Source organism: Pseudotenacibaculum haliotis (assembly GCF_042684245.1).
Lineage (GTDB): Bacteria > Bacteroidota > Bacteroidia > Flavobacteriales > Flavobacteriaceae > Polaribacter > Polaribacter haliotis_A.
Genome location: NZ_JBHULH010000001.1, coordinates 837,971 through 852,033 on the forward strand (window position 1 = coordinate 837,971; position 14,063 = coordinate 852,033).

At 35.7% G+C, this 14,063-nt stretch carries 14 protein-coding genes and 1 tRNA gene; 11 read left to right on the forward strand and 4 right to left on the reverse strand.

Features of this window, described 5'->3' with window-relative positions; genetic code table 11:
• Positions 1-55 precede the first annotated feature (55 nt).
• The 5 genes from ACFSRZ_RS04050 to rodA are packed head-to-tail and all read left to right on the forward strand — an operon-like array spanning position 56 to position 5,579.
• Entirely contained in the window at positions 56-1,084 is a 1,029-nt protein-coding gene (locus tag ACFSRZ_RS04050; protein WP_349555300.1) for a rod shape-determining protein, read from the forward strand.
• Positions 1,085-1,105: 21 nt separating this feature from the next.
• Positions 1,106-1,939, forward strand: coding sequence for a rod shape-determining protein MreC (gene mreC, locus ACFSRZ_RS04055; protein ID WP_379665237.1), 834 nt, complete (start codon positions 1,106-1,108; stop codon positions 1,937-1,939).
• Positions 1,932-2,438, forward strand: a complete 507-nt coding sequence (gene mreD / locus ACFSRZ_RS04060; protein WP_379665238.1) for a rod shape-determining protein MreD — start codon at positions 1,932-1,934, stop codon at positions 2,436-2,438. The genes mreC and mreD overlap by 8 nt, the downstream gene beginning before the upstream one ends.
• Positions 2,439-2,440: 2 nt before the next feature.
• Positions 2,441-4,324, forward strand: a complete 1,884-nt coding sequence (gene mrdA, locus ACFSRZ_RS04065; protein ID WP_379665239.1) for a penicillin-binding protein 2 — start codon at positions 2,441-2,443, stop codon at positions 4,322-4,324.
• Entirely contained in the window at positions 4,305-5,579 is a 1,275-nt protein-coding gene (gene rodA / locus ACFSRZ_RS04070) for a rod shape-determining protein RodA (RefSeq protein WP_379665240.1), read from the forward strand. Before mrdA ends, rodA begins: the two co-directional genes overlap by 20 nt.
• Before the next feature lie 82 nt (positions 5,580-5,661).
• Here the strand turns inward: rodA and rpsT are convergent, their stop codons facing one another.
• From rpsT to proS, 3 genes are all read right to left on the reverse strand, one after another.
• Positions 5,662-5,913, reverse strand: coding sequence for a 30S ribosomal protein S20 (gene rpsT, locus ACFSRZ_RS04075; RefSeq protein WP_379665241.1), 252 nt, complete (start codon positions 5,911-5,913; stop codon positions 5,662-5,664).
• A 27-nt stretch (positions 5,914-5,940) separates the two neighbouring features.
• Positions 5,941-6,012 (reverse strand) — tRNA-Glu (locus ACFSRZ_RS04080).
• An 86-nt stretch (positions 6,013-6,098) separates the two neighbouring features.
• Complete coding sequence (proS, locus tag ACFSRZ_RS04085; RefSeq protein ID WP_379665242.1) at positions 6,099-7,577, reverse strand: proline--tRNA ligase; 1,479 nt, start codon at positions 7,575-7,577, stop codon at positions 6,099-6,101.
• A gap of 172 nt (positions 7,578-7,749) precedes the next feature.
• Here proS and ACFSRZ_RS04090 point away from each other — a divergent pair, with 172 nt between their 5' ends.
• The 6 genes from ACFSRZ_RS04090 (at position 7,750) to ACFSRZ_RS04115 (ending at position 13,286) form a co-directional block, all read left to right on the forward strand.
• Complete coding sequence (locus ACFSRZ_RS04090) at positions 7,750-8,880, forward strand: hypothetical protein (protein ID WP_379665243.1); 1,131 nt, start codon at positions 7,750-7,752, stop codon at positions 8,878-8,880.
• A 20-nt stretch (positions 8,881-8,900) separates the two neighbouring features.
• Positions 8,901-10,289, forward strand: a complete 1,389-nt coding sequence (locus ACFSRZ_RS04095) for an OmpP1/FadL family transporter (RefSeq protein WP_379665244.1) — start codon at positions 8,901-8,903, stop codon at positions 10,287-10,289.
• A gap of 125 nt (positions 10,290-10,414) precedes the next feature.
• Positions 10,415-11,308: a NifU family protein gene (locus tag ACFSRZ_RS04100; RefSeq protein WP_379665245.1), complete on the forward strand. Its 894-nt coding sequence runs from the start codon at positions 10,415-10,417 to the stop codon at positions 11,306-11,308.
• Between the two features lies 1 nt (position 11,309).
• A complete protein-coding gene (ubiE, locus tag ACFSRZ_RS04105) occupies positions 11,310-12,038 on the forward strand; it encodes a bifunctional demethylmenaquinone methyltransferase/2-methoxy-6-polyprenyl-1,4-benzoquinol methylase UbiE (RefSeq protein WP_379665246.1) in 729 nt (242 codons plus the stop codon).
• A 1-nt stretch (position 12,039) separates the two neighbouring features.
• Positions 12,040-12,762: a type IX secretion/gliding motility protein PorT/SprT gene (gene porT / locus ACFSRZ_RS04110; protein ID WP_379665247.1), complete on the forward strand. Its 723-nt coding sequence runs from the start codon at positions 12,040-12,042 to the stop codon at positions 12,760-12,762.
• On the forward strand, positions 12,762-13,286 hold the full coding sequence (locus ACFSRZ_RS04115) for a hypothetical protein (RefSeq protein WP_379665248.1): 525 nt from the start codon (positions 12,762-12,764) through the stop codon (positions 13,284-13,286). Before porT ends, ACFSRZ_RS04115 begins: the two co-directional genes overlap by 1 nt.
• Here the strand turns inward: ACFSRZ_RS04115 and ACFSRZ_RS04120 are convergent, their stop codons facing one another.
• Positions 13,287-14,006, reverse strand: a complete 720-nt coding sequence (locus ACFSRZ_RS04120; protein WP_379665249.1) for a TrmH family RNA methyltransferase — start codon at positions 14,004-14,006, stop codon at positions 13,287-13,289.
• Positions 14,007-14,063: the final 57 nt, after the last annotated feature.

A 14,063-nucleotide genomic window follows, 5' to 3' on the forward strand; every position in this document is an offset into this window, starting at 1 on the left:
AGGATTTTTCCTAGATTTGTAAGAATACAAAGAACAAAAAGAAATAAGATAATTTATGGGGTTTTTCGATTTCATGACGGAAGATATTGCCATCGACTTAGGGACGGCAAACACATTGATCATTCACAATGGAAAAGTAGTGATCGATAGTCCGTCTATCGTTGCTAGAAATCGAGTTTCCGGAAAGATCATTGCAACCGGTAAGGAAGCAAACCTAATGCAAGGAAAAACTCATGAAAATATCAAAACCATCAGACCTCTGAAAGATGGTGTAATTGCAGACTTTCAGGCTTCGGAAGAAATGATCAAAGAATTTGTAAAGAAAATTCCTGCGATCAAAAAGAAACTCTTCCCTCCTGCTCTTCGTATGGTTATCTGTATTCCTTCCGGAATTACGGAAGTAGAAAAAAGAGCCGTTCAGGATTCTGCAAGACATATGAATGCAAAAGACATCTACCTGATCTACGAACCAATGGCTGCTGCTATTGGTGTGGGTATTGATATCATGGAACCTAAAGGAAACATGATTATCGATATAGGTGGTGGAACAACTGAGATTGCTGTGATTGCTTTGGCAGGAATTGTATGTGATCAGTCTGTAAAAGTTGCCGGGGATTTATTTACCAATGATATCATGTACTACATGAGAACTCAGCACAACCTCTATATTGGAGAAACAACGGCTGAGAAGGTAAAAATTCAAATTGGAGCAGCTACAGAAGATCTAGACAATCCACCGGAAGATATGTTGGTACAAGGTAGAGACCTTTTGAGCGGTAAGCCAAAACAGGTACAAGTTTCTTTTAGAGAGATTGCAAAAGCCCTAGATAAATCAATTCTAAGGATAGAAGATGCTGTAATGGAGACCTTATCTAAAACTCCACCGGAATTAGCTGCAGATATATACAACACGGGAATTTATCTTGCCGGAGGTGGTTCTATGTTACGTGGTCTTGATAAACGTCTATCCAGAAAAACAGATCTTCCTGTATATGTTGCAGAAGACCCTTTACGTGCAGTAGTTAGAGGAACAGGTATTGCATTAAAAGAGCTAGATAAATACAAAAGCGTTTTAATGAAATAACAAAAGACATCTTTACTTCTCATGCAGCAGCTTATCTATTTTTTTCAGAAGTATCGATATTTCTTGTTCTTTCTGTTTCTAGAATTCATCGCATTAGCCTTAATTGTTAACAATCATAGTTTTCATAAAAGTAAGTTTGTAAGTTCTGCAAACAATGTGACAGGCGGGTTTTACAACAAGGTAACCTCAATCTCAGATTACTTTCAACTAAATGAAGAAAACCAAGAATTGGTTCAAGAAAATACGGCACTTAGAAACAAACTGGAACAATTGAGATTGGCTTTGGATTCAATTAGTGAATTCAGAGTGATCGACACCACCAAATACCATCAAGAATATACCTACATCAGCGGTAGAATAAAGAAGAATCAATATTCCAGTTCTTACAATTTCTTAACGATAGATCTAGGTAAAAACGATAGCATCAGCAAAGAAATGGCTGTAATCAACAGCAAAGGAGTTATTGGGGTTACAGAAGATGTATCTAGCAATTATGCTCGAGTAAAATCTATCTTAAATAAAGACAGTAAGATTAATGCTCAGTTAAAAGACGGTTCGCATTTCGGGTCTTTAACATGGGATGGTAAAGACTACAATACTGTTCAACTTCTAGATATTCCAAGGCAAGCCGTAATCAAAGTAGGAGATACAATTATTACCGGAGGAAGATCCGCTATTTTCCCTGAAGGCGTTCCTATTGGAACAGTTTCTAATGTTCAAGAAGGAGGAACTAGTGTTACCAAAGTAGTAAACATTCAACTCTTTAACGACATGAGTAGCTTAAAGAATATTTATGTGATCAAAAATTTCGACAGATTAGAAATTAAGACTTTAGAGAACAAGAAGAATGAATAGAATAAGTCTTATCATATGGTTAATCATTATTTTCTTCTTGCAAGTATTTGTATTGAACAACATTAACTTTTCAGGATATGTAAATCCTTACCTGTACATTTCAATCATTTTCTTATTCCCTTTGAATAAAAACCGATTCTTGTTTTTAACCATTGCTTTTTTATATGGTCTTGGAGTTGATTTTTTCTCAGATACAGGCGGAATCCATGCTTTCTCATTGCTATTTGTAGCTTACCTCAGACTCTTATTTGTAAAGATCTTTTTTAAGAAAACTGAATTAGATTATTTGCTTTTTAGACTACATAGCGAGCCCTTTGGACAAGTGTTTAACTATGTGGTAACTTTAACAATAATTCACCATTTTATTTTAATTAGTTTGGCTAACTTTAGTTTCCAAAATCTAGGAGGTGTTTTATTAAATACACTCTACTCTAGTATCTTCACATTGATACTGTATTTCCTAGGCTCGTACATCTTTAGAAGAAAGCAGGTTGATTAACTATGAAGCGGAGTTTATTATTATATTTTTTGATCTTTCTTGTTGGTATCATTTTTCTCGTTAGACTACTTCAAATTCAAGTCTTCCAAGGAGAAAAAAGAGATCCTATTATTGGAAATGCAGCTGTAAAAACAGTTTTTGACTATCCTGAAAGAGGTTATATCTACGATAGAAACGGAAAATTACTCGTTGCCAACCAACTCTCTTACGATGTAATGGTTGTTCCAAATGAGGTTAAAGAATTGGATACACTTGAGTTCTGTTCACTTTTAAAAATAGACAAAGAAGATTTTAAAAAGAGATTGAACAGAGCTACTAATTACGCCCCTTGGTTAGCATCAGTTTTTCTAAAACAATTGGCCAAAGAAGATTATGCTTTTCTTCAAGAAAAATTACACAAGTTTGATGGCTTCTTCATTCAGAAAAGAGTGATTAGAGATTATCCTATTAATTCTGCTGCTAATATAGTTGGATATATTAGTGAGGTTGATCAGCTCATTGCAAAAAAAGACGATTATTATGAATCTGGAGAGCTAATTGGTAAAGCAGGGATTGAACGACAGTACGAGAAAAACCTTAGAGGTAAGAAAGGAAAAAAACATTACAGAAGAGATCGCCTTAATAAGATCATTGGATCATATGAGAATGGAAGGCGAGATTCTCTTGCTATTAACGGGCAAGACATCATGCTTACTATAGACAGTGAACTCCAACAATATGGCGAATATTTGATGCAAGGAAAAAGAGGAGGAATTGTTGCCATAGAGCCCAGCTCTGGTGAGATCTTAGCGTTAATTACAGCTCCTAGTTACAACCCTAATGATATGGTTGGAAGAAAAAGAGCTCGAAATTCCACAAAGCTTTTTAACGACTCTATTCACAAACCTATGTTTGACAGAGGTCTTAAAGCTTCGTATTCTCCCGGATCTCCTTTTAAACTAATAAATGCTCTTATTGGACTTCAAGAAGGCGTTATTAATACCAACACATCTTTTTATTGTTATAATGGTTATCGTTACGGAAGGAGAAAGCATGAATTTATGGGATGTCATTGCGAAATCTACGGAAAACCCATTCGCTTAAATACTGCTATCTCAAAATCTTGTAATGCTTATTTTGCGAATACATATAAAAGGATCGTAGAAAAAAATGGCAATCCGGTAGAGGGCATGAATAACTGGAGTAAACATGTAAAGAGTTTTGGCCTTGGAGACTACCTTGGATATGATCTCCCAGAAGGTGACTCAGGGCTAATTCCTGACGGGAATTATTATGCGCGCAGAATTAAGAACAAATGGGGAGCTGCCAGAACCATCTCTAATGCTATTGGTCAAGGAGAAGTAATTACCACTCCAATTCAATTGGCAAACGTAACAGCAGCCATCGCTAATAAAGGTTATTTTTATACTCCTCATATTGTTAAGAGCATCAACAGCACCCCTATTACAGATTCTACCTATACAGTTCGAAAACAAACGACCATCGATAAAAAGTTCTTCCAACCGATCATAGATGGCATGCATGAAGTTTTCAAAACAGGTACAGGTAGGTTCTATCCTTTAAAAGGAGTTGAAATTGCAGGGAAGACAGGAACTGTAGAAAATTCTATCATTGTTGATGGAAAGGTAAAAAAACTGGAAGACCACTCTATTTTAGTTGCTTTTGCTCCAAAAGATGATCCAAAAATTGCCATCGCCGTTTTTATTGAAAATGGAGGTTATGGTTCTACCGTTGCTGCACCTATAACCAGTTTGCTTGTAGAAAAATACTTGACCGGAAAAGTAGAAAGGAAATGGATTGAAGATAAAATGCTGGGGATAGACCTATATCCTATATACAATCAACAAATCAAAAATGTAGATTCACTTGAGACAGGAACGAACTAATATATTTTTTGGAGTAGATTGGGTGTTGGTTCTCATCTATTTTGTCCTAGTTGGGTTCGGTTGGATGAACATCTATGCTGCATCCTTTACAGAAGAGAATTCGGCTATCTTTGATTTGTCTACCAAGTACGGAAAACAACTCTTATGGATTGTTTTAAGTATTCCGCTCATCATCCTTATCCTATTTATCAACGGAAAGTTTTACGAACGATTTGCCAGTATCTTTTACCTTGTCTCCATACTATCTCTCCTCGGTTTATTTGTATTAGGAACTGAGATCAATGGAGCCAAATCTTGGTATCGTTTTGGGAGTGTTGGTTTACAACCTTCAGAATTTGCCAAAGCCTTTACTGCAATGGCACTTGCCAAACTCTTAAGTGACCGGAAATACAACTTGAACTTGATTAAAAATCAGATCAAAGCATTCATTATTATATTTCTTCCGGCATTATTAATCGCTATTCATGATGCAGGTTCTGCCATTGTGTACCTTTCTTTTTTCTTTGTACTGAACAGAGAAGGACTAACTTTAGCCTACATCATTTTGGGAACTTCTGCAATTGCATTATTTATTTTAACCATTCTGTTTGGAGTTAAATATTTGATCATTTTCTTATTTGCATTGATATCAATCTACCTTTTTTATCAAGTATATAGAGACAAAAGGTTCCTAAGATTCAATTGGGTCAAGATCTTTGCAACTTATGTAATTAGTGCTATATTTATTTTGGGAGTAGATTATTCATATAACAACGTATTAAATCAATATCAAAGAGACCGTTTTGAAGTCCTCTTAGGGTTGAATAACGATACGAGAGATGTAGGATATAACTTAAACCAAGCAATAGAAACAATCAGTTCCGGAGGAGGGTTTGGAAAAGGCTTTTTAAAAGGAGATAGAACACAAGGAAAATTTGTACCGGAACAACATACAGACTACATTTTCAGTACTGTTGGTGAAGAATGGGGATTTATTGGAACTTCGTTTGTTGTTATCTTATTCATGCTACTTCTTTTTAGGATCATCAGCAGAGCTGAACAACATAACAATAAGTTTGGACGTATCTATGGCTATGGAGTAGCTTCTATCCTATTCTTCCATTTTATCATTAATATTGGTATGGTAATAGGATTGTTACCAACCGTAGGAATCCCACTACCTTTTATTAGTTATGGAGGATCTTCTCTTTGGGGCTTTACACTACTCTTGTTTGTCTTTGTTAAGCTAGATGCTCACAAGAGTTATGATTGGTAACAGAAATTCAAAAGTTAAATTACAAGCATAAAAAAACGCTCTGATTTTGATCAGAGCGTTTTCTTTGTACGTTTAATTCTTCTTAAAGAGCAGCTACGTGCTTAGTAAGCTTAGATTTTAAGTTAGCAGCTTTATTCTTGTGAATAATGTTGTTCTTAGCTAACTTATCTAACATAGAAGTTACTTTTACTAACATTCCTTCAGCTTCCTTCTTATCAGTTGATGCACGTAAATCTCTAACAGCATTTCTTGTTGTTTTATGCTGATATTTGTTACGTAATCTCTTCGTTTCGTTACTTCTAATTCTCTTTAATGCTGACTTGTGATTTGCCATTGCTTTTCTTAATGTTTAAAAAACTTGTAGTCCGTACGGGAATCGAACCCGTGTTACCAGGATGAAAACCTGGCGTCCTAACCCCTAGACGAACGGACCATTAACAATCTTCATGAGAATAACTTCTCGATTGCGGATGCAAATATACAACGTTTTTATATTCCTGCAATACTTTTTTAAAAAAATTAATATGCCTTTGCAAATAAGACTCTTTTCGAAGATTCTTTGCCTGTTAATACACAAGCGCCAGCCTCTTCTTTAGCGTCATTAGGAATACAACGAATCGTTGCTTTGGTTAATTCTTTGATCTTATCTTCTGTTTCAATAGTTCCATCCCAATGTGCAGAAACGAAACCTCCTTTATTCTCTATTACTTCTTTAAACTCTTCAAAAGTGTCTACTTTAGTAATATGCTCATCTCTATAAGAAATAGCTTTATTGAAAAGGTTATCTTGAATCTTTTCTAAAAGACCTTCTACAAAATCTACTACTTCATCCTGAGAAACTGTTTGTTTTTCTAAAGTATCTCTTCTAGCTACTTCTACTGTATTATTCTCAAGATCTCTATTTCCCATTGCAATTCTTACAGGAACTCCTTTTAATTCATATTCAGCAAACTTAGCACCCGGTCTAAAAGTATCTCTATTGTCAAACTTCACTGAGATTCCTTTTGCTCTTAATGCTTTTACAATTCCGCTTACTTTCTCAGAAATAGCATCTAATTGTTCTTCTCCTTTATATATAGGTACAATAACTACTTGAATCGGAGCCAATCTCGGAGGCAATACCAAACCAAAATCATCAGAGTGAGTCATGATCAATCCTCCAATAAGTCTTGTAGATACTCCCCAAGAAGTTGCCCAAACATATTCTTGCTTTCCTTCTTTAGATGTATACTTAACATCAAAAGCTTTTGCAAAGTTTTGTCCTAAGAAGTGAGATGTTCCGGCTTGTAAAGCTTTTCCATCTTGCATTAATGCTTCAATAGTATATGTTTCATCAGCTCCGGCAAATCGTTCACTTTCTGACTTCGATCCTTTTATTACAGGCATTGCCATAAATCTCTCAGCAAAATCTGCATATACTTCTTGCATCTGTTTTGCTTCAGCCAATGCTTCCTTTTTAGTTCCGTGTGCCGTGTGTCCTTCTTGCCATAAGAACTCTGCTGTTCTTAAAAACAAACGGGTTCTCATCTCCCAACGAACTACATTGGCCCATTGGTTAATTAACAAAGGAAGGTCTCTATAAGATTGTATCCATCCTTTATATGTATTCCATATAATAGCTTCAGATGTAGGTCTTACAACCAACTCTTCTTCTAATTTAGCTTCAGGATCTACTCGTAACTTCCCTGAGTTATCAGGATCGTTTTGTAATCTATAATGTGTTACTACAGCACATTCTTTTGCAAAACCTTCTGCATTCTTTTCTTCAGCTTCAAACAAACTTTTGGGTACAAATAATGGGAAATAAGCATTCTGATGTCCAGTTTCCTTAAACATCCTATCCAATTCTGCTTGCATCTTCTCCCAAATAGCAAATCCGTAAGGCTTAATCACCATACATCCTCTTACTGCAGAGTTCTCTGCAAGATCTGCTCTTACAATGATCTCGTTATACCACTTGGAATAGTCTTCTGTTCTTTTTGTTAGTTTCTTACCCATAATCCGAACTTTGGCACAAATGTTGTTAAATATTTGTTATAAAATTTGTAGTAAATTTGTTTGTACTCAAAAATTTAGGGCAAAACTAACGCATTTTGAGCATAGACAACGAAAGTTTTTCGAATTTTTAATTACAGGTTTTATGTTTTTAATAATCTCTAAAAAACTAATTATGGAACGATATTACTCTAAAAGAAAAATCTCAACTTACCTACTTTCTTTATTTGTGATTGTATTGGCATCTTCATGTACAGTATATCAAAATGTTCCTAATGATGATGGAATTTATTCATCAGAAAAAAAGGAGCCTAGAGTAATTGTAGAGAATAGTGATGAGCACAGAGAGTACGAAGACAACTATTTTTCCAAAGAACTTGAGAGATTAGATCAGATCAATGGTACAGATATCTTAACGGATATTGATAACTATTCTTCTCTTAATGATACGATTCCTAACTTAGAAGACGATATAAATACAACTCCTACTAACAGAGCATGGGGTTACAACGATAGTGATGATGTTGTAATCAACATCAACCTAGACAATGGATTTTACCCTAGATGGGGATGGGGAGTTGACCCTTATTCTTTTTGGGGAGGATCTTGGTGGTGGAGAAACCCTTGGGGTTGGGACTACTGGGGATCTTACTATAATGGTATATATTGCCCTCCTTATTGGGTATGGGGATCTAGACCATGGGGATTCAGACCATATCGTAACTGGGTACGCAGCTGGAGATACAGCCCTTACGGAGGAGGCCCTAGATATTATGGTAGAAGAGGCGTTTACGCATACGGAGGAACAGCAAACAGATTTATCGCTTACGAATACTACAATTGGAGAAGAACAACAAGACGTGCTGCTAACGATATCTATAATCCTCGTGCATACAATTCTAGAAGAGCTGTTTATTCTACTAGAAACAACAGTACAAGTACCCGAAGATCGTCTAACGTATATAGAAACAGAAATACTTCAACACGTAGCAATACCCGAACTAGGGCTACGAATACAAGAACAAGATCTACAAATACACGACCTAGAACTAGAATCACAAGAGGAAACACTAGAAACACCAACACACGGGCTAGAAGCAATAATACGCGTACACGCTCTAATGTGAACAGATCTAGATCGTCATCAAGAAACAGATCTTCTTATAACAGAAGTTCATCTAGAAGCAGGTCTTCGGCAAACAGGAGTTCAAGAAGCTCCTCTAGCAGAAGCAGAGCATCCTCTAGAAGTTCATCATCAAGATCAAGAGGATCTTCATCAAGAGGTTCATCAAGAAAAAGAGGTTAAGCCTAAACTAAACAAGTAACATGAAAAAATTTATCTTTTGTGTGGCATTTGCCGCAGTAAGTTTTACATCCTATTCTCAAGCATTAGGATACGAAGATCTGGCCATCATATTTTCACAAAATGACGGGAATGGTAGCGCCAGATTTGTAGCCATGGGAGGAGCTTTCGGAGCCCTTGGTGGAGATGTGAGTTCCATGACTATTAACCCTGCCGGAATTTCGGTTTTCAAAGGGAGTAATGCTTCTATTTCATTTCAATCAAGAAGTACAGATTATATGACTACCTATTACGGCAACTCAATAACCACTCAAGAAGAGTATTTTAAATTGTCAAATGCCGGAGCTGTTTTTACTTTCACCGATACAAATAGTGATGATTGGGATAAGCTAGCGCTAGGGGTTAACTACAGAATTCTAGCAGATTTCGAAAATACATTTCTTGCAAGTGGGAATAGTGGTTTTGCATCTTTTGACAATTTCCCTCTAGACAATAGTGCTACTCCTATCCTTTATAATATTGCAGAGAATCAGCATTTCACCAATCAATATAACGGAGATATTTCTGAATTAAACTTAGCTTTCTCAGGAGTTTTTCAAGGAAAAATGCACATTGGAGCCGGAATTAATTTCTATGACCTTAATTTCAGTCAACGGGCAACATTAAGAGAAGCTAACAACGATGGAAATGGCAATACTTTGGATGCTCGTTTTTATCAAGAAAATTTCACAACCGGAACCGGATTTTCATTAAGCGCCGGGTTTATTTACAAGGCCACCAACTTTTTCCGAATTGGAGCGAGTTATCAAACACCAACCTGGTTTACCGAGATCATTGAGGAAACAAATATTGTAAACAACGATGGTTTCTTAGGAGACACAGAGATTATTGTAAGCAACAGCAATGTCATATACGATAACACTGCCGGAGGAAATTTACCTGTTCAAAGCTTGATTTATAAATTAAGAACTCCAAGTAAGTTTACTTTAAGCACAGCATTGGTTTTTGGAAAAGTTGGACTGATCAGTTTAGATCTTTCTTCAAGAAACTTCAAAGGATTGAATCTTTCAGGAGATGATTTTACTTCCGAAAATGCTTTCTTTGATGGTGAATTAAGAAACACTAAAGCTTTAAATCTAGGAACAGAATGGCGTTTAGATAGATTGAGCTTACGTGCGGGACTTAGAATGGAAGAAAGCCCTGATGCAAATGCTCTTAATTCTGACAATCTTGAAGGATACTCTTTAGGATTAGGATACAACTTTGGAAATGTCAAATTAGATTTAGCTTATAGCAACAGTAACAGAACAGGAGTTTATAACTTCTACCCTCAATACCCTAGTCAGGTAAGTCCTACAGATTTAAAGATTGACAACACTATGGTTACTGCCGGAATTTCCATCAGTTTATAAGAATAAAATAAGACCCTAAAGAAAAGATTCTCAAGTTTTTTGAGAATCTTTTTTTATGCCCGACAATTACGTGAGGAATTCAGTTTTTTAGCGTAATTTTGCATCTCATTTCTGAAGAAAGAATTATGAGCATGCAGAAGATAACCATACAAAGCACTAATAACGACACCATCCTAAAATTTGCCAGTGATCAAATTTTAATAAACGGTGGTAGTTATGAATTTAACAATATAGATGAGGCCAAAAACTCACCTTTGGCACAACAATTATTCTACCTTCCTTTTGTAAAAAAGGTGTTTATCACAGCAAACTTTGTGGCAATTCAACGTTACGATATTGTTGCTTGGAGTGATGTTCAAGAAGAAGTAAAAGAACAGATAGAAACCTATCTTCAAGAAGGTAAATCTGTAGTAAATGAGGTTAAAAAAGATGCTGTAGAAGTTTATGCTGAAGTAACTCCAAATCCGTCTGTAATGAAATTTGGAACCAACAAAGCTTTAACCACTGTTGATGTAGAATACAAGAACATTGAAGAGGCCAGCAAGTCTTCTCCAATGGCTCAATCTTTATTTAGCTTCCCTTTTGTAAAAGAAGTGTTTATTTCTCAAAATTATGTTTCTATCACAAAATATGACATTGTTGAATGGAATGATATTTACGGAGAGGTAAGAAACTTTATCAGAACTTATATACAAGATAATAAGACCATAATTTCTGAGCTTCCTAAAAAAGAAGAAGAAACTAAAGTAGCAGAACAGATTACTCCAGAAAACTTAGAAGGAACACCTGCTAAGATCGTAGATATTTTAGACGAATACATTCGTCCAGCAGTAGCTTCTGACGGTGGAAATATTGCTTTCAAATCTTATGATGAAGAAAGCAAAGTTGTAAGTGTAATCCTACAGGGCGCTTGTAGTGGATGTCCTTCTTCTACCGCAACACTTAAGAACGGAATTGAAACCATGTTGAAGGAAATGCTACCCAACCAAATTAGCGAAGTTGTAGCCATTAACGGATAGTATGTCAAAAACAATCAAACCTTACAAAGATTCCTCTGCCGGAAAGAAAGAACAGGTTGCAACCATGTTCGATAATATTTCAGAAAACTACGACGGCTTAAACCGTGTTATCTCTTTTGGAATTGATGTTAGCTGGCGTAAAAAAGTTGTAAAGATCATCTCCAGAAACAATCCAAAGCAAATTTTGGATATTGCTACCGGAACCGGAGATTTAGCATTGATGATGTCGCAACTCAACCCTGACCGAATTGTAGGATTGGATATTTCTGCAGGAATGTTGGAAGTAGGAAAACAAAAAATTGCCAAAGCCAATTTAAGCGATCAAATAAAAATGATCGTTGGAGATTCTGAAGACATACCTTTTGAAGACAATACATTTGATGCCATAACCGTATCTTTTGGTGTTCGAAATTTTGCAAACCTAGACAAAGGGCTTACAGAAATCAGACGAGTTTTAAAACCGGGAGGAACTTTTGTTGTCTTAGAAACTTCCAACCCAACCAAATTCCCGTACAAACAAGGCTATAAGTTTTATACTTCTTTTATTTTGCCTGTTATTGGAAAACTCTTTTCAAAAGATAAAGTAGCTTACTCTTATTTGAGCGAATCGGCAAATTCTTTTCCTTTTGGAGAGGCTTTCGACAATATTTTAAAGAAAAATGGGTTTATCAATACAGAATACAAACCTGTTACGTTTGGAGTAGCAACCATTTACTCTGCAACAAAATAGCATGAAGAAAGCATTTTTAATACTTATCGCATTTTTATTTGTAATCCCTGCATCTGCTCAACTCTTTCAAAAAAGAGATAGAAGAAATGTAGACAACCTTCCTATTTTTGATAAAAGAAGATTGCATTACGGATTTTACCTAGGGCTAAATCAAAACGATTTTAAAATCAATTACAGACCTAGTAACTTCCCAAATGCAACTGTAGAAGTAAAACCAACTGCCGGGTTTAATGTTGGGTTGATTGCAGATTTACGTTTGCATAAAAACATCAACTTGAGGTTTGAACCGGGATTAATTAGTAATTCAAAAACGCTATACTTCAATAACAATTCTGCATTGCTAAATGCTCAAGATAGTGTTCGTGAAATTGGATCTACTTATTTGCATTTGCCTTTGGTCTTAAAGTTTAGTACAGACAGATGGAACAACGTAAGACCTTATGTGTTAGCCGGAGTTTCTTATGATCATAACTTCTCGAGTAACCAAGATAATTCTGACGACAACTTTAGTGGTGAGTTTAGGATGAAAACTACCAATTTCATGTATGAAATAGGAATTGGAATAGATATCTACCTCTATTACTTCAAACTCTCCCCTTCAATACGTGGAGTTTTTGCTATGAATCGAGAATTGGTTGATGATAACGGTGCCAATAGTCCTTGGACCTCCCCTATCAATGCTTTTTCTACACGGGGTATCTTTTTGAATTTTGCGTTTGAGTAATGAATTCTCTTAGACTTTTTATTGTCTTTTCTATAATTCTTTTTTCAGGGAAACTACACTCACAATTCAACCCTTTTAAAGACCTAAAATACGATAAAGTAGTCGCTTTTGAATATCAAGGAGAAGGTGGGTTACAGATTCAAAAAGCTTTAAAAAAAGAGTCCAGCAAAATTACTAAAAGGGCTATGCTATCAAAAGAGCAAACCAAGGCTCTAGAAAACATCATTATATCTCCAAAAAGTTACGGAAACACTACTGCCTCCTGTTTTGACCCACATTTTGCAATTGTATATTACAAGAATGATAAAGTTCTAGCAAGTGTAAGCATTTGTCTTGACTGCAATTACCTGATCTCTTCTGTAGAAATTCCAGCAACAAAACATAAAATGATCAAGGTTAGTGATGACTATTCTTATCCTGCGAAAGGTTTTAGCAAAGAAGCAAGAAAGCAGTTACATTCCTACATAAAGGCTTTGGGTTTTACCAAATTCTTAAAGCCTCTGAACACCATAATGGATAAGTAATCATCTTCTAAACTCACTCAATAAGATCGCTGTAGCTGTTGCCACATTTAAACTTTCTGTCTGCTGTACCTTTCCAAACCTTGGGATAGAAATAGTATGATCTGCTATTTTCTGTACAGCATCCGAAATCCCATTAGCTTCGTTCCCCATAACTAGGATAGCTTCTTGAGGAAGATCTGTTTTATAGACATTGCTTCCATCCATATCAGCAATAAAAACAGGCAGTTTTGTTTCAGTTAAAAACGCATTCAGATCAACATAATGTATAGAAACTCGTGTTAAAGACCCCATACTGGCTTGTACCACTTTGCTATTGTAGCAATCGACAGTATCTTTTGAACAAACTAGATTTTCAATACCAAACCAATCACACAAGCGGATGATCGTTCCTAAATTCCCGGGGTCATTAATTGCATCCAATGCTAAAAAAAGTCCTGATTTTTCTACTTCTGAAGGCTCAGGAATCTTAAAAACTCCTAAAACTTTGTTAGGTGATGTTAATTGACTGATTTTTTTTAATTCCAGATCCGAGATTGGAACGACATTTGTGAAGCCTTCAAAGTCAGCATCAACAGAAAACAATAAATGTAGTTCAAAAGAGGACTGTAAGAACTCTCTGACTACCTTGACGCCTTCAACAACAAACATTTTATGTTTTTGTCGATACTTTTTTTGGCGTAAACTTGTTATTAGTTTGAGGTGATTTTTAGATAAACTCATTTTATCTCTGTATACTGACCAAAAATAGTATTTTTGATTTTGTATTGCGAATGCGTT

Coding starts and splice junctions, on each gene's coding strand:
- mrdA (WP_379665239.1), top strand. CDS start 2,441: ATGAAGCGGAGTTTATTATTATATTTTTTGATCTTTCTTGTTGGTATC.
- ubiE (WP_379665246.1), top strand. CDS start 11,310: ATGTCAAAAACAATCAAACCTTACAAAGATTCCTCTGCCGGAAAGAAA.
- ACFSRZ_RS04115 (WP_379665248.1), top strand. CDS start 12,762: ATGAATTCTCTTAGACTTTTTATTGTCTTTTCTATAATTCTTTTTTCA.
- ACFSRZ_RS04100 (WP_379665245.1), top strand. CDS start 10,415: ATGAGCATGCAGAAGATAACCATACAAAGCACTAATAACGACACCATC.
- proS (WP_379665242.1), bottom strand. CDS start 7,577: ATGGGTAAGAAACTAACAAAAAGAACAGAAGACTATTCCAAGTGGTAT.
- rpsT (WP_379665241.1), bottom strand. CDS start 5,913: ATGGCAAATCACAAGTCAGCATTAAAGAGAATTAGAAGTAACGAAACG.
- ACFSRZ_RS04090 (WP_379665243.1), top strand. CDS start 7,750: ATGGAACGATATTACTCTAAAAGAAAAATCTCAACTTACCTACTTTCT.
- mreC (WP_379665237.1), top strand. CDS start 1,106: ATGCAGCAGCTTATCTATTTTTTTCAGAAGTATCGATATTTCTTGTTC.
- ACFSRZ_RS04050 (WP_349555300.1), top strand. CDS start 56: ATGGGGTTTTTCGATTTCATGACGGAAGATATTGCCATCGACTTAGGG.
- ACFSRZ_RS04120 (WP_379665249.1), bottom strand. CDS start 14,006: ATGAGTTTATCTAAAAATCACCTCAAACTAATAACAAGTTTACGCCAA.
- mreD (WP_379665238.1), top strand. CDS start 1,932: ATGAATAGAATAAGTCTTATCATATGGTTAATCATTATTTTCTTCTTG.
- porT (WP_379665247.1), top strand. CDS start 12,040: ATGAAGAAAGCATTTTTAATACTTATCGCATTTTTATTTGTAATCCCT.
- ACFSRZ_RS04095 (WP_379665244.1), top strand. CDS start 8,901: ATGAAAAAATTTATCTTTTGTGTGGCATTTGCCGCAGTAAGTTTTACA.